This is a genomic window from Desulfofundulus salinus, assembly GCF_003627965.1.
Lineage (GTDB): Bacteria > Bacillota > Desulfotomaculia > Desulfotomaculales > Desulfovirgulaceae > Desulfofundulus > Desulfofundulus salinus.
On record NZ_RBWE01000001.1, the window covers coordinates 1,695,764 to 1,711,014 of the forward strand.

General features: G+C 46.4%; 15 protein-coding genes and 1 riboswitch. Of the genes, 11 read left to right on the plus strand and 4 right to left on the minus strand.

The features are described from left to right. Positions 1-98 precede the first annotated feature (98 nt). From D7024_RS08645 to sigK, 4 genes are all read right to left on the minus strand, one after another. Positions 99-830, minus strand: coding sequence for a UPF0280 family protein (locus D7024_RS08645; RefSeq protein ID WP_121451431.1), 732 nt, complete (start codon positions 828-830; stop codon positions 99-101). Between the two features lie 62 nt (positions 831-892). Continuing rightward, positions 893-1,294: an NIL domain-containing protein gene (locus D7024_RS08650; protein WP_013822739.1), complete on the minus strand. Its 402-nt coding sequence runs from the start codon at positions 1,292-1,294 to the stop codon at positions 893-895. 20 nt (positions 1,295-1,314) lie between these two features. Beyond that, entirely contained in the window at positions 1,315-2,508 is a 1,194-nt protein-coding gene (locus D7024_RS08655; RefSeq protein WP_121451432.1) for a homocysteine biosynthesis protein, read from the minus strand. Between the two features lie 83 nt (positions 2,509-2,591). After that, positions 2,592-2,740: riboswitch (SAM riboswitch) on the minus strand. Between the two features lie 126 nt (positions 2,741-2,866). Then, entirely contained in the window at positions 2,867-3,574 is a 708-nt protein-coding gene (gene sigK, locus D7024_RS08660; protein ID WP_121451433.1) for an RNA polymerase sporulation sigma factor SigK, read from the minus strand. A gap of 402 nt (positions 3,575-3,976) precedes the next feature. Here sigK and D7024_RS08665 point away from each other — a divergent pair, with 402 nt between their 5' ends. The 11 genes from D7024_RS08665 to D7024_RS08715 all read left to right on the plus strand — a co-directional run bounded on the left by D7024_RS08665 (position 3,977) and on the right by D7024_RS08715 (position 15,172). Continuing rightward, a complete protein-coding gene (locus D7024_RS08665) occupies positions 3,977-4,747 on the plus strand; it encodes an SDR family NAD(P)-dependent oxidoreductase (RefSeq protein ID WP_121451434.1) in 771 nt (256 codons plus the stop codon). Between the two features lie 35 nt (positions 4,748-4,782). Continuing rightward, positions 4,783-5,805 (plus strand): zinc-dependent alcohol dehydrogenase, encoded by a 1,023-nt coding sequence (locus tag D7024_RS08670; RefSeq protein WP_121451435.1) that lies wholly within the window; start codon positions 4,783-4,785, stop codon positions 5,803-5,805. Between the two features lie 52 nt (positions 5,806-5,857). Further along, positions 5,858-6,904 carry a TRAP transporter substrate-binding protein gene (locus D7024_RS08675; protein ID WP_121451436.1) on the plus strand — a complete coding sequence of 349 codons (1,047 nt, stop codon included), beginning with the start codon at positions 5,858-5,860 and terminating at the stop codon, positions 6,902-6,904. A gap of 132 nt (positions 6,905-7,036) precedes the next feature. Beyond that, positions 7,037-7,498, plus strand: coding sequence for a TRAP transporter small permease (locus D7024_RS08680; RefSeq protein WP_121451437.1), 462 nt, complete (start codon positions 7,037-7,039; stop codon positions 7,496-7,498). Between the two features lie 28 nt (positions 7,499-7,526). Beyond that, entirely contained in the window at positions 7,527-8,819 is a 1,293-nt protein-coding gene (locus tag D7024_RS08685; RefSeq protein WP_121451438.1) for a TRAP transporter large permease, read from the plus strand. A gap of 356 nt (positions 8,820-9,175) precedes the next feature. Further along, positions 9,176-10,204: a TRAP transporter substrate-binding protein gene (locus tag D7024_RS08690; protein ID WP_165859317.1), complete on the plus strand. Its 1,029-nt coding sequence runs from the start codon at positions 9,176-9,178 to the stop codon at positions 10,202-10,204. A 69-nt stretch (positions 10,205-10,273) separates the two neighbouring features. Further along, positions 10,274-10,756 (plus strand): TRAP transporter small permease, encoded by a 483-nt coding sequence (locus D7024_RS08695; protein WP_165859318.1) that lies wholly within the window; start codon positions 10,274-10,276, stop codon positions 10,754-10,756. A gap of 1 nt (position 10,757) precedes the next feature. Continuing rightward, entirely contained in the window at positions 10,758-12,038 is a 1,281-nt protein-coding gene (locus D7024_RS08700) for a TRAP transporter large permease (protein ID WP_121451440.1), read from the plus strand. Between the two features lie 16 nt (positions 12,039-12,054). After that, positions 12,055-13,347: a nickel pincer cofactor-dependent isomerase, group 22 gene (locus D7024_RS08705; protein ID WP_121451441.1), complete on the plus strand. Its 1,293-nt coding sequence runs from the start codon at positions 12,055-12,057 to the stop codon at positions 13,345-13,347. A 119-nt stretch (positions 13,348-13,466) separates the two neighbouring features. Next, on the plus strand, positions 13,467-14,381 hold the full coding sequence (locus tag D7024_RS08710) for a dihydrodipicolinate synthase family protein (protein WP_207666913.1): 915 nt from the start codon (positions 13,467-13,469) through the stop codon (positions 14,379-14,381). Between the two features lie 17 nt (positions 14,382-14,398). Beyond that, entirely contained in the window at positions 14,399-15,172 is a 774-nt protein-coding gene (locus D7024_RS08715; RefSeq protein WP_121451442.1) for an IclR family transcriptional regulator, read from the plus strand. Positions 15,173-15,251: the final 79 nt, after the last annotated feature.

Sequence of the window (15,251 nt, forward strand, 5' to 3'; positions counted from 1 at the left end):
TTTAGAACGGGAAGCGGTTGAAGCACCAGATGGGTGGCGAAGCAATAATCGCGGGAAAAATAAAAAGGCGGGCCAAGAAGCCCGTCTTTTTTACGTGTTTATGCGGGTACCAGTTTGAGGCGACCCCAGGCGGCCATTTTGTCCCGGCAAATGATCAGCGCCCCGGTGACCCCGGGGATGCGGGCGGCAAAATCCACCGCCTGCCCTACCTGATCGGGATCCTTTACCAGATTTCCCGCCGCCGTGGCCACTGCATCGGCCAGGGCCGTATTGGGGGAAAGGATAACCACCGCATCGGCCATGCCGAAACTCAAAGAGTGCCCTACCGTACCCGAAGAAGTGCAAATGCCTAGAGGAGTATCCTCCGGGCGGACCTCCAGGGCCAGGCGATGGGAAAAGGGAGAGTTCCCGGCATAAATACCAATCCGCCGGATCCGGGCACTGCGCAGGTAAATGTCCCCGCCATTTTCCACAATAACATCGCGGCTGAAGCGGACCAGAGCCCGTCCCACCCTTTCGGCTATGGCCCCGGCCACGGCAGCCATGGGGCCAACGCCGGCCAACCTGGCCGCTTCGGCCATCTCCCGCACAATGGGGGGGGCGTCGGGCGGTATATCGTAAGGTGTATGGGCTTTAAGGAATGCCGGGTCTCTTTTAATATATTCTTCCAGGGGGGCCCGGCATTCCCGCACCATTTGCGTTACCCGCTCCACCAGTTCCGGGGAAAAACGCTCCCTGCGCACACCAATATCCAGGTCCGTTTCCCCTACCACCACCTGAAAGTGTACCAGATCCTCCTGCCGGTGGCGGTAACGATAGGTTCGTTCCAACTACAGTTTAACCTCCATTGTCCTTCTCCCGGCGGCAATAAAGAGTGCCCCCGGCAAGTTTCCTATAGCTTAACCTCCATCGCCCGCACCGGGCAGGCCTTCACGCATAGCTGGCAGACCACGCAGCTATCCCCGTCAAAACGCACTTCCATGCCTGGCCGGTCCAGGTACAGGGCACCGGTGGGACAGATGGCAGTACAGGCACCGCACATGGTGCAGCGTTGTTCATTGCGCACCACCTCGTGGGTGAGGGCCTGGACCGTTACCCCCTGTTCCCGCAGGTACTTCAGACCCTGCTCGTAGTTATCCCCCGTTAACTCCAGGACCATAATGCCTTCTTTTTGGGGGTTAACATTGGCCTTTACTATGTTCATCACCAGGTCGTAATCCTTGACCAGGCGGTAAATAATAGGTTTATCAGAAATCTCGGGTCCAAAGCGAAGGACTATTTTCCTGGGCGACATGGTCGTTTGCCCTCCTTAACTTAACCTTTTAAAACTTTTCCGGTCAAACCATCGGCCGGAGAGGGTAGGAGCTGCACTGGTTCGGAAAGGAAAAACTCACCCTTTTGAATCCATTCCTTCAAGATGCCGGCAATTTCCCGGGCCCGGGGGTAGCTGGACAATGGTGCCGTGGGCACTTCCTTACCCTGGACCACGATCTTCCCCGACTTCAGCTGGGCGTAACTGACATAACCCAGGTTCCCCGGTTTCCGGTTGGGATAGGCCTCACCATAATCCACAATGGGGGCGTAAAGATCCGCATCGGTGGCTGCGGCATAACGGGCAATTTCTTCATTTAAAATGGGAATGGGTACGCCAATACCGACGCTCAAGGTGGCCCCGTAGCCCAGGTAACTGGTGCCCATGAGCCAGCGGGGACTCATTTGCTTTAAATCTCCAATAACCGCCAGGGTGCCGCCGGCAGGCCCCAGTTCCTTGCCGCTGGCATCGGTTTGTATGGCCGGGAAGTGCTGGGTGCCGTGCCAGGCCACATACCCGATACCGCCGCCCAGGAAAATGCGGGTACCGATGCCAATAGTTTTAAAATGGGGATCTTTGAGCAAAGGACTTAATTGACCGGAAGTGGAATAATGGGCGTTACCCAGATTGGGCTTCAAGATCCCCATGTAGGTATATATGGTCCGGTTGGAAAGGTTGACGGCACAGTTGTAATTCTGGTAAGCATTCCGCGGGTTAAACAAAATGGCCTCGTTAATATCATGAATGGTGATGGTGGTTTCAATTTCCCGCCGCGGGTAGCAATCGGTGCCGTAACCCACTGCTTTCAAACGGACAGGCCTTCCGGCTACCAGGTCTTCAATAACATGGCCGCCGCCGTAGCGGAATTCCCCCGGGTGATTGCTGTTCAAGGGGTCATCATCAGGAAGCTCGGTGGCTCCAATATAGGCATCTACCGCCGCGATGCCCGTATAGGCCGGTACGTTGTTAAGCCACACCCGGTGCATTTTGATGCGCGGGGCCGGGTGGCCGAAATTGAGAAAGGCGCCGGAGGAGCACATGGGGGCAAAGGTGCCGGTGGTCACCACATCCACTTCCCGGGATGCATGGGCAAGCCCCTTCTCTCGGACGATGTCGATAAATTCTTCCGCCGTTACCACTACTGCTTTGCCGCTTCTAATCCGGGCATTGATCTCTTGATAGGTTTTTTCGCTCATTCACCTCATCCCTTTCGTCGTGTGCTCTACTCCAGACGTCAGGAGGCCTCTTCTAAACAGAAGAGGCCTCCATAAAATGAACCCTCTTATCTGTCAGAAGATAAACTTCTGCAGGAATTAGCACCATTCCCCGGGCAACGGTAAAACCCGCCGGCGGTTTGCGGGTTCACCTTCACCCCAGGGCGGTTGCCGGGTTTCATCGGGCCAGTCCCTCCACCACTCTGGATAAGAGCACCCCGGTATTCGTTTTTAATTCGATAGATATTCTAACAACTGGCCAGGAAAAAGTCAACGGTTTTATAATTTATTTATATAGCGGGATTTTTGGGCCATTTGTCCGTTAAATCACGCAAATTATTCATCTCCCGGCCTCACAGGGGAAATACTGGGTTAAACGACTGAGCGCCCGCTTCTCAATGCGGGAAACGTAAGAACGGGAGATGCCCAATCGCCGGGCGATTTCCCTCTGGGTGCGGCGGGCACCGTCCTTCAAACCGAAACGCAACACCAGCACCTTGCGTTCCTGGGGTGATAGCTGCTCCAACTGCTTCCACAGGCGGTCCTGCTCCATCTGTCCGGCCACGATATCACTGACAATCTCCGGATCGGTCCCCAGGACATCGATAAAACTAATCTCATTGCCTTCCTTATCCACGCCAATGGGATCATAGAGGGAAAGCTCTGCCCGGATTTTTTTGCGTGCCCGCAAATGCATGAGGATTTCATTTTCAATGCAACGGGAAGCATAGGTGGCCAGGCGGGTAGCCTTTTCGGGATTGTAGGTATCCACGGCCTTGATTAAACCAATGGTACCGATGGAAATCAGGTCGTCAAAATCCTCACCGCTGTGATCGAACTTCTTGATGATGTGGGCTACCAGGCGCAGGTTGCGCTCAATGAGCACCCGCCGGGCCGACTCATCCCCGGCCAGCATTTTTTCCAGGTATAGGGCTTCCTCCTCCTCGCTCAAAGGTTTGGGAAAGCTGTTCCCGGCTACATGGCAGATCAGGATCACCAGACCGTTAAGCATCGACAATACTGCCAGCGCCAACAGACCAGGCCCCATGGTATCCCTCCCCCAAAAGAGTAGGACTGTATATCTTATGGAATGATAAAAAAAAAGGTGCCTGGCATGAAAAAATTTTTTGCCATTTAAAAATCCAGGCCTTCGTAATTGCTTAATGAACATAAAGAAGAGTAATACCAACCAGCTATGGTACACTTTACCGTACTCCCAGAAAAAGAGATTTGCCATTTTTTACATGGCAAAAAATTTTTTGAGTTAATAAAAGTTCTGAAGGAATTTTTAAATTCATGCCGAAAAGTAGTTTTGTGTTATAATACATGATTTCACTTTATGAAACAAACTTTTATTTTTTGCTACTTACCAAAACATTGTTTCACATTGTGCAACTAGCCAACAGTGTTAACGATCATATAAGCTTTAACTTAAAAGGGGAGGTTGTTTATGAGCTTAGACCTTTTCGACTTATCTGGAAAAGTAGCTCTGTTTATAGGCGGTGGTGGCGGACTGGGGAAGGTGGTTAGTTTGGGACTAGCCAGGGCTGGAGCAAATGTAATTCCGGTTAGTCGCAATAAGGAGCGGAATGCAGATCTGGTCGAAGAAATTATGGCTTTAGGCCGCAAATCTTTCCTCACCTCGGTAGACATTACTAACAAGATGGACATCAAGAGATTGGTCAATGAGGTTATTGAAAACTTTGGTAAAATTGATATTTTAATCAATGCAGCGGGTAAAAATTACAAAAAACCGGCCCTGGAACTTACAGAAGAGGAATGGGACGATGTTTTGGAGGTTAACGCCAAGGGCGTATTTCTGGCCAGTCAAATAGTTGGGGAGAAAATGATTGCCCAAGGCGGTGGAAAAATTATTAACTTTGCCTCTCTAGGTTCCCATCTTGGTATTACCCGATCAGTTGCATACTGTTCCAGCAAGGGTGCCGTAATGCAGATGACAAAGGTCCTTGCTACCGAATGGGCACCTTACGGCATCAATGTCAATTGCATCTCGCCGGGCTATTTCAAAACCCCGCTTACCGAAAAAGTCCTTTCGGAAAAAGAGACCTGCGAGAAAATAATCAACCGCACACCGATGAGGCGGTTAGGTGTACCGGAGGATTTGGTCGGAGCGGTCATCTTCCTGGCTTCGGACGCTTCAAATTTTGTCACCGGCACCACCATTGCTGTTGATGGCGGTTTTCTCTCGCTGGCTATCTAAGCAGGGAGGCAGCAATCAACTCAGGAGGGTTGTTAATGAATGCCAAAATGAAAGCAGCTGTCTGGGTGGGAAAAGAAAAGATAGCCCTGCAGGAAGTAGATGTTCCAAAACTAAAGCCGGGGGAGGTGATGATCAAGATAGCATATGCCGGTATCTGCGGTTCAGACCTGGGTATTTACGCCGGCAAGCACCCCAGGGCGAAAGCCCCCCTAATTATGGGTCATGAGTTTGCCGGGGAAATTGTTGAAACCGCACTACCCCAAGGGAGTGATTTGAAAGTAGGTGACAGGGTAACTGTAAATCCTTTAATCAGTTGCGGCATATGTCAGCCCTGCCAAACAGGTCATTCTCATGTATGTCGTAACCTTGGGCTGGTGGGTATTGACTGCGATGGTGGTTTTGCAGAGTATGTAGCAGTGGATGCTGACAGGGTGGTGAAGGTACCACCCGGAATGCCTTTGGACATAGCTACCCTGGTAGAACCGGTCGCAGTGACGGTACATGCCTTACGCCGGTCGAACTTCAAGGCAGGGGATGCCGTTGTGGTATTAGGGGGTGGACCGATTGGCCTGCTGACCGCATTCAGTGCACGATATGCCGGAGCTTCTCAGGTAATACTCAGTGAAATAAGTGAACAGCGTCTAAAACTGGCTTCTGATCTGGGATTTACCGTAGTTGATGCCAAACAGGACCCCGGGCAGAAAATATTAGCCATGACCGGTGGCGATGGCGCTGACGTGGTTTTTGAGGCAGCCGGCGTGCCGGAAACCGCTGCGCTGGCAACCCAAATAACAAAAATCACCGGGCAAATAGTTATTGTCGGGGTATTTAAGGAACCCGTCCCGCTTGACCTGCAAGCAGTGAATTTCCGCGAGCTGTCAATAACTGGAGCCCGGGTCTATACCCAAAAAGATTTCCAAATTGCCATTACCATGCTCGAGCGGGAACCGGGTATTGCCAGCGTAATTTCTCACCATTTGCCGCTGGAAAAAGCCGAAGAAGGCATCAGGCTAATACTCTCAGGTGGGGACTCAATGAAGGTTTTGTTGCACCCTTAATTCCAGAAATTCCGTCTATTATCTCTCATTTTCTGGAGGAGGAATAAAAACTATGAGAGTAAAACGTTTGCTGTTACTTTTCACAATCTTTAGCTTGTTGATTGGTTTGGTCGGTTGTGGCGCATCGCAGAGTAAAAAAGAAGGTGAAGAAAAAAGTAAAGATCAGGCGCAGCAGATTGTTCTAAAGGCGGGCATTGGATCCAGTTTACAAAACAGCTCCCATGGAAAAGGATTGGTAAAATTTCAAGAAATCGTTGAAAAAGAAAGTAACGGCAGGATTAGTTTGCAGATATTTCCAGACGGCCAGCTTGGCAACGATAAGTCCATGATGGAAGCGCTGCAAATGGGTACCCTGGATATTACCATTCCGTCCACAGCACCTATTGCCAACTTTACCAAGTCCTTTATGGTTTTCGATCTTCCTTATCTATTCCCGAACGAAGAAGTAGCTGACAGGGTTTTAGACGGACCGGCAGGACAAGAAATTCTAAAAACCCTGGAAGACGTGGGCATGGTAGGGTTAGCCTATTGGGAAAATGGTTTCCGGAATATTACCAACAGTAAAAGACCCATTAACTCCATCGATGATTTGAAAGGGTTAAAAATTAGAACGATGCAGAATCCGATTCACCTGGAAACTTTTAAGGCCTGGGGAGCCAATCCCGTACCGATGCCTTTTAATGAAGTGTTTACTGCTCTGGAACAGAAAGTCATTGATGGCCAGGAGAATCCTAATACCCTTATTTACGATGCAGGATTTTATGAGGCGCAAAAGTATCTGACTTTATCCAGACATTTCTATACTCCTTTTGTATTCATGATCAGTAAAAAGACATGGGATAAGCTATCTCCTGCTGATCAGGAACTGCTTAAAAAAGCGGCTGTTGAAGCCGGAAAATATCAGAGACAGATAAATCGGGAACTGAGCGAGATGTATTTGGAAGATATGAAAAAGAAAGGTATTGAAGTAAACGAACTCTCTACTGAAGAGAAGCAAAAGTTTATCGAAAAGTCCAGGGCAATTTATGCGAAATTTGAAAACGAAATTGGAAAAGATCGACTCAAAAAAGTTTTAGACGAAATAGCGAAAGTACAATAACAATTTGGCAAACTGATTGGTAAGGCTGGATCCAGGCTACGGATGTACCCCAGCCTGGATCCAGTCAAATAGGTTAAGTAGATTTCTCACAGAGAGTTCGTCTTTTTAACATTACATCTCGGAGGTGAGGAAATGAAAAAATCAGGGCACTTGTTGGGAATCATAGTTAATTTTTCAACTGCAATAGCATTGGCCGGTATAGTCGTACTGGTATTTATTAATGTTATTTTGCGCTATTTCTTCAATAGTGGCCTTACCTGGAGCGAAGAAGTAGCAGTGAATCTCTTCGTCTGGGTGATCTTCCTTGGTGCTATCATGGCCGCCAGGGACGGGTTGCACATCAGAGTAGATGTATTTGTTAGTAGACTTCCAAAAGGCCTTCAAAAAATATTTTTGCTTCTTGCTAATTTTTTAGTGTTAATAGGATTGGCAGTACTTATACACGGAGGAATCAAAGTTGTCAAGGTAACTCACGCCAGCATTAGCCCGGCGACTGGTATTCCTTTTTCCTACATTACCATATCCCTTGTTGTTTCTGCTATAGGCATAGGGCTTATTACAATGTACCAGACCTATAAAACTTTGCAGCGGTGAGTCTGAGAAAAAGGGGGGGGCAGGTAGAATGTCAGGAAACGAATTGATTCTTCTATTTTTAGGGGTATTATTTCTTCTGTTGTTTATTGGTGTACCCATAGCTTTTACATTGTTGCTCGTAGCTGTAGCCTTGTTGATTGCCATCGGAAATTTCGATACGCAGTTAATAGCCCAATCTGTTATTTTTGGCGCAAATAGCTATACTTTGTTAGCGATACCCTTCTTCATCCTTGCAGGGGAAATAATGAGCTATGGTGGTATATCACGCAGAATAGTAGATTTTGTTGCAAGTCTGGTTGGACATGTTAGAGGTGGCTTGGGGTACGTAGTAATTATAGCTAGTATCATATTTGCCGGTTTGTCGGGGTCAGCGGTCGCCGATGCTGCTGCTTTAGGAGCTATATTAATACCAATGATGGTTCAGATGGGATATGATAAGGCAACTTCCGTAGCTCTTGTCTGTGCCTCGGCAATTATTGCCCCTATCATTCCTCCCAGTATCCCCATGATCTTGTTCGGAGTTGCGGGACAAGTATCCATTAGTCGCCTTTTCATGTCTGGAATTGTTCCAGGCCTCATTCTGGCTCTTTCTCTGATGACTATCTGGTATTTCATAGCCAGGAAAAACAATTATCCGGTTGGGCAGAAGGCTTCTCCAGAGCAAGTGCTTAAAGCTTTTAAAGGTGCCATATTCGCTCTGGTCATGCCTCTGATTATTGTCGGAGGCATTCGTTTTGGTATTTTCACGCCCACTGAGGCCGGTGCCATTGCCGTGGTATATGCTTTTATTATTTCTGTTTTTGTTTATAAGGAAATAAAGCTCAAGGAAATCCCGCAAGTTCTAACGGCTGCAGCAAGGACTACAGGACAGGTGTTACTGGTTGCCGCGACAGCAATGAGTGCCGCGTGGGTAATTACAACTGCCGGTCTTCCTCAAAAGATTGTTACAACATTATCCGGCCTGGCGGAAACAAAACTAATGCTTTTATTAGTTATTAACGTATTTCTCCTGTTCCTGGGAATGGTAATGGATATCACCCCTGCTATTTTGATTTTTACTCCCATCTTGATACCACTTATAAAGCAGGTCGGGATAGATCCCATTTATTTTGGACTGATTATGACGCTCAACCTCGTAATGGGTCTTATTACACCCCCGGTTGGTACTGTTCTTTATGTAGGCTGTGGTGTGGGAAAAATAAACATGGCAGAACTTGTTAAGAAGATCTTGCCGTTTATTATGGTTGAGTTTATTGTGCTGTTACTGTTGATTCTCTTCCCCCGCCTGGTTATTGCACCGCTGGGTTGGTTGGTAAAGTAACCGGGAAGGCAACAGGACCTTGGGAAGTATATTGGAATTATGGCCACCAGTAGCTGTAACTCCCAGGAAGAGGAGGAACCGATCCCAAATGCCAGGTTGTTCCTTCTGAGCTGGTGATAAAAAGTTTTCAAGTTAATGAAAGTTTGAAGGAATTTTTAAACCCATGTCGAAATGTTGTATTACGTTATGGCACAATGTTTCATATTGCAAAATTCACAGATGACGGCGAAGGAATAATGTGGCCTGGGAAATGTAAAATATTTCAATAACTAACCCAGGGGAGGTGATGTAAAGGTAGCTATACGCCGGCGATCTTCAAAATTTAAAAAAGAAATACCAGAAAACGGGAGGGTTAAATGGTGAAAAAACATTTTAAGCTGGTTTCGAGTTTAATTATTACTTTACTTTTTGCATTTTTCTTAAGTGGCTGTGGCAGCAACCAGACTGCCGACGGCTCTAAAGGAAAAACTTATACCATTAAAGTAGCTAACTACTTCGCTGCCGATCACCCCCAAAACATTGCCTTAAAAGAAAAGTTCAAGCCCATGGTTGAGAAGGAATCCGGTGGCAGGATAAAAGTGGAAATATATGACAATTCCACGCTGGGTTCTGAGGAGCAGTTTATTGACGGTGTAAAGAACGGCAGCATTGAAATGGCTGTTCCTGGTATGCTGGTTGCCAAGGACATGCCGATTATCGGATTAACTGAAATGCCATATTTGTTCCGTGATTACGAACATGCCCAAAAGGTCTTGAATGGCGAGCTGGGCAAGGAACTTACTAAAGGTATGGTGGAAAAAATGGGCATTCGTCCGCTGGCGTGGACTGCCAATGGGTTTAGAGTTGTTTCTTCCAGCAAGCCAATTAACAGGTTTGAAGATTTTAAAGGATTCAGGTTAAGGGTTCCCAATAACCCTCGTTTTCTGGAAATGGCTAAGGGTTTTGGTGCAAACCCCATACCGATGCCAATTTCAGAGGTATTTACTGCTTTAGAACAAAAAGTGATTGATGGACAAGAAAACCCCTATGCAACTCTGCGGGCTTCTGGTTTCTATGAAGTGCAAAAATACGTAGTAGATACCCGGCACATATTTTCTCCCAACCTATATGTTATTAACGAGAAATTCTACCAAAGCTTGGATCCCGAGCTGCAAAAAGTAATTGAAAAAGCTGCTATCGAATCTGCGAACTACGAATGGAAACTGCTGCAGGAGTCTGAAGAAAAAGATATCCAATTCTTAAAGGAAAAAGGCCTGACTGTTGTATTTCCGGATGATACATTTAAACAAAAGCTAATCGAATCTCAGAAACCCGTTCAAGAATGGTTCTACCGGACCTACCCCGGTACCAAAGAACTGGCCGAAAAGATCATGGCTGCAAAATAAACTACCACCAGGTAAATGGCTGCTGCCTCCCGCTGGACGGGAGGCAGCAAAATTAGAAAGAGGTGGACTATGATTGAGCTCATTCAAAAAATAGGTCGTGGCGCTGAGAAGCTGGTGGAATATTTACTGTTTGCATCCCTGGGCGGGATGGTTTTTCTGGTTTTCGTTAACGCAGTCTTAAGATACATTTTTAACGAAGGTTTTGCTCCCAGTGAGGAGTTAGCTCGATACCTCTTTGTGTGGGCTGTTTTTCTCGGCGCAATCACTGCTTACAAAGATAACAAGCATATTGCCGTAAATTTAATTACTGCTCGCTTAAAGGGTCTGCCGAAAAAAATAATAGAATTAGCAGGATATATGCTGGTGCTGGTAGCAGCAGGGGTTATGATCAAAGGTGGGTTAGAGTTTACTCAACAATCTATATCCTCTTTAGGTCCTGCTACAGGAATTCCCTTTTCGTTTATTACTTTTTCTTATGTCTTAGCTACCGTGTTCATTGGAGCAATGACCTTGGGGAGAATCGTTAATGTAATTCGCAAGGGTGGTGTGTAGGTTGGCCTTAGGAATATTTTTTGCTAGTTTGTTTGCATTGTTAGCCTTAGGTATCCCCATTGCTGTTGTTCTAGTGCTTTGTGCAATTACTTTAATGTTGTTCCTGGGTAATTTTGATGCACAAATTATTGCTCAAAACATGGTTTACGGTGCCAACAGCTTTCCCCTGATGGCAATTCCCTTCTTTATGCTGGCCGGGGAAATTATGGCATACGGATCCCTCTCACAAAAGATTGTCGACTTTGCCACGATGTTGGTCGGTCGTATCAGAGGAGGATTGGGTTATGTTGTAGTCCTGGCCAGTATATTATTTGCCGGTCTTTCCGGGAGTGCAGTGGCTGACGCGGCTGCTCTGGGAAGCATCTTGGTACCCTTGATGGCCCGGGAAGGTTACCGCAGGGATGTTTCAACCGCCTTGGTAGCCAGTTCGGGGATTATTGCTCCGATTATCCCGCCCAGTATTCCCATGATTATTTTTGGGGTTACGTCTGGAGTTTCGATCACAAAATTATTTATGTCAGGTATTATTCCCGGCTTAATTTTAGGTTTAATACTCATGGTGACCTGGACTTTTCTGGCCAGGAAGGGTAATTATCCACGAGGAAAAAAATATAGCCGGGCAGAAAGTTTAAAAGTCGTTAAAGAGTCCGTCTGGGCTCTATTAATGCCGATCATCATTGTAGGTGGAATCAGATTCGGCGTTTTTACACCCACTGAAGCTGGTGCCGTCGCAGTTGTTTATGCGTTAATTGTTTCCATGTTTATCTATCGGGATGTGAATCTGAAGGATTTAAAACCCATTTTTATAGCAGCAGCTAAGTCAACATCAGTGGTCATGTTTGTTGCTTCAGCGGCTATGGCGGTGGCCTGGCTGTTGACGGTAGCGCAAATTCCAAATCAAATGGCTCAAATTTTCGGGGGCTTAACAGAAAATAAATTAGTATTTCTTTTTGCCGTTAACGTATTCCTTTTATTCCTTGGTATGATCATGGATCTAACTCCTGCTATTCTAATTTTTACCCCCGTTTTAATGCCATTAGTAGCAAAAGCAGGTATCGACCCGGTTTATTTCGGAGTAATTATGGTCTTTAACTTATGTATAGGTTTGATTACTCCTCCTATTGGAACTGTTTTATATGTAGGATGTGGTGTCGGTCAAATTAATTTCATAGATTTGACAAAAAAGATCTGGCCTTTCCTGATTGCGGAAATAATTGTGTTGATTTTATTGATTCTCTTTCCAGATCTGGTAATGGTGCCACTGAAATGGTTTGCTCATTAGGAGAGGTGTATGGATAATGCCGGTACTTGGTGATTTCTCTATGATAGAGCGAATTCTGGACGAAGTTAGGATACCGAAATTTGCCAAAGCGAGGCAGAACTTACCAGCGCCTGTACTGGATAATGTCGAGGAAGCTGTTTTGACCGAATTAAATCGAGAGAAGATAAAACGTCTGCTCACGCCGGGAATGAAAGTCGCAGTGGCGGTGGGGAGTCGTGGTATTACAAACATTTCTAAAATCGTTAAAACAACCATTGATTTTCTCAAGAGCCGATTTATAGAGCCTTTTATCATACCAGCAATGGGTAGTCATGGTGGGGCTACTGCGGAGGGACAAAAACAAGTCCTGGCAGAATTTGGCATTACCGAACAGACGATGGGGGTTCCAATTCTGTCTTCAATGGAAGTTGAAAAAATTGGGGAAGCAAGCGGGATGCCGGTCTATGTTGATAAGTATGCGCTCACTGCCGACGGGGTGATTATCATTAACAGGATTAAGCCCCATACCGCCTTTCGGGGGGTTATTGAAAGCGGTATTATCAAAATGAGTGTTATTGGACTAGGAAAACAGAAGGGCGCAGAATCCTGCCACCAGTTGAGTATGAATCGTTTCGACCGGCATTTGATCGCCATGAGCAAGGTTGTGTTTGAAAAGGTTAACGTACTATTTGGATTGGCTATCCTGGAAAATGCTTATGATCAGACTGCAGAAATTTACGCCATTCCTGTTCCAGAAATATTGGAGAATGAACCCCGGTTGTTAGAAAAAGCCAAAAGTTTAATACCCAAAATACTGCTCAATCCCTTGGACGTTCTGATTGTTGATGAGATCGGTAAGGACATCAGCGGGGACGGTATGGATCCAAATGTAACCGGGCGATTTTCTACCAAATTTGCCCATGGAGAATTAGAGGTTGAGCGTATCGTCGTTTTGGGTCTTACTGAAAAAACCGAGGGAAACGCCAATGGCCTGGGTGCGGCAGATATTACCACTGAACGGGTATTTAACAATTTTAATATGGCAAAAACATATATTAATGCTATAACCGCTGCCTTCCCGCCCACTGTGCGTATTCCAATGGTGATGCGTAACGATAACTATGCCATCAGGTGTGCTATAAAAACTTCATATTGTTTACAGCCCGAACGGATCCGGATTGTGAGGATTAAAAATACCCTTCATGTAGATGAGATTTATATCTCTGAAGGCCTTTTGCCTGAGGCTATGGCTAACCCGCAAATAGAAATTCTAAGTAAACCTGAACCGTTTAAGTTTGATAGGTTTGGTAACCTGCTTACAAAAATTTAGGGTTTTCATTACATTACCGGGTTTGGGGTCAGCTCCATGGTAGCACCAGGATAGCTTATGACTAATTCTGGCACGAGTTTATTCTTTATTCGTTGATTTCAACCCAGGGGGGTCTATCAGTGACTGTAGCTAAATTCCGGGGAGTTATTCCGCCCATGTTGACAATCTTTAAGGAAGATGGTTCCTTTGACTGGGAAGGCAACAAAGCCTTGATTGAACACCTGCTCAGGGGTGGAGTCCACGGCATCTTTGTGCTGGGCAGCAGCGGAGAATTTTCTCACCTGAGCGTGGATGAAAGAAAGGAATTTGCCGAGTTTGCCGTGAATTATATAGCTGGCCGCGTACCTGTTGTTGTGGGTACTTCCAGTTGCAACACCCGCGAAGTAGTGGAACTTACCCAACATGCCACGGAAATTGGTGCCGATGGTGCAGTCATCGTCACTCCGTACTACTGGGGCTTATCTGAAGAAAACCTTTATCTTCACTACGCTACTGTGGCCGAGACAGTGGATATTCCAATCATTCTCTATCACTTTCCCGACAATACCGGCCAAAGCCTTTCCCCTGCGCTGGTAGCCCGTTTGGCTAAAGACTTTTCCAACATTGTGGGGATCAAAGACACCGTTGACAGCATTGCCCATATCCGGGAACTGATTTTGCAAGTGAAAGCAGTCAGGCCTGATTTCAGCGTACTGGCCGGTTATGATGACCATCTGCTCAACACTCTCGCCATGGGCGGTGATGGGGCTATTCCCGGCACTGCCAATTTCGCTCCTCAGGTGACCGTCAATATTTACAATAACTTTGTAAGAGGAAACCTGCAGGAAAGTATCAATTGGCACCGCCAGCTATTAAAGCTTCCCCGGATTTATACCCTCGACAAACCTGCCATTGGTGTATTGAAAGAAGCCTGCAGGCTCTGTGGTGTACCGGTAGGGACCACTGTCAGGCAACCTGCGGGTCGTCCCGACGAAACTGTCCTGACAAAACTGAAAATCATGCTAGACGAAGCCGGTTTGCTTAGAACTTGTTAGTTAATAGGGTGATAAGGATGTCCACGCGTAACGGGCAAAATGTACAATCGCTGGGCCGGGCTTTAAAAATTCTCGAAGTTTTGGGCAACAACCCAAAAGGCCTGGGTGTTACCGAATTGGCACATGAAGTTGATCTCCATAAAAGCACTGTCCACCGCCTTCTTAATACACTGGCACAGAGAGGTTATGTTGAGAAAGATCAGGAAACGGAAAAGTATAAATTGGGTTTAAAAATTGTTGAGTTAAGCAACAAAATTTTGACCAACATGGAATTGCGCGGAGAGGCCCGGCCTTATCTGGAAGAATTAATGAAATTTGCCAATGAAGTGGTACACCTGTGTGTTTTGCGGGAAGGTGAAGTGGTCTACATTGATAAAGTTGAGTGCCCAAGTACAATTCGAATGTATTCGCAAATTGGCCGGCGCGCACCCGTTCATTGTACAGGAGTAGGAAAAGCTATTCTAGCCTTTCTGCCTGAAGACGAGATCATAAGTATTTTGAAAACAAAAGGCATGCCGCAAAAAACGCCCAACACTATTACTGACATCCAGGAGATGCTTAAACATTTAAAAGAAATCAGGCATTTAGGTTATGCCGTAGATGAAATTGAGCACGAACCTGGTATCCGTTGTGTTGCCGCGCCTGTTTGGGATCATACAGGGCAGGTCATAGCGTCTATAAGTGTTTCAGGACCGGCATATCGTTTAACCCGGGAAAGAGTACCTGAACTGGCGGTTAAAGTTAAGGAAACCGGATTGAAGATCTCTCGCCGTCTCGGCTATTGTCCTTAATTATGTAGGGAGACATGGTGTCATATTGTGGTATAATAGTTAATTAATGGGCCTTTTCTTTTAAAAGTAATATGAAACA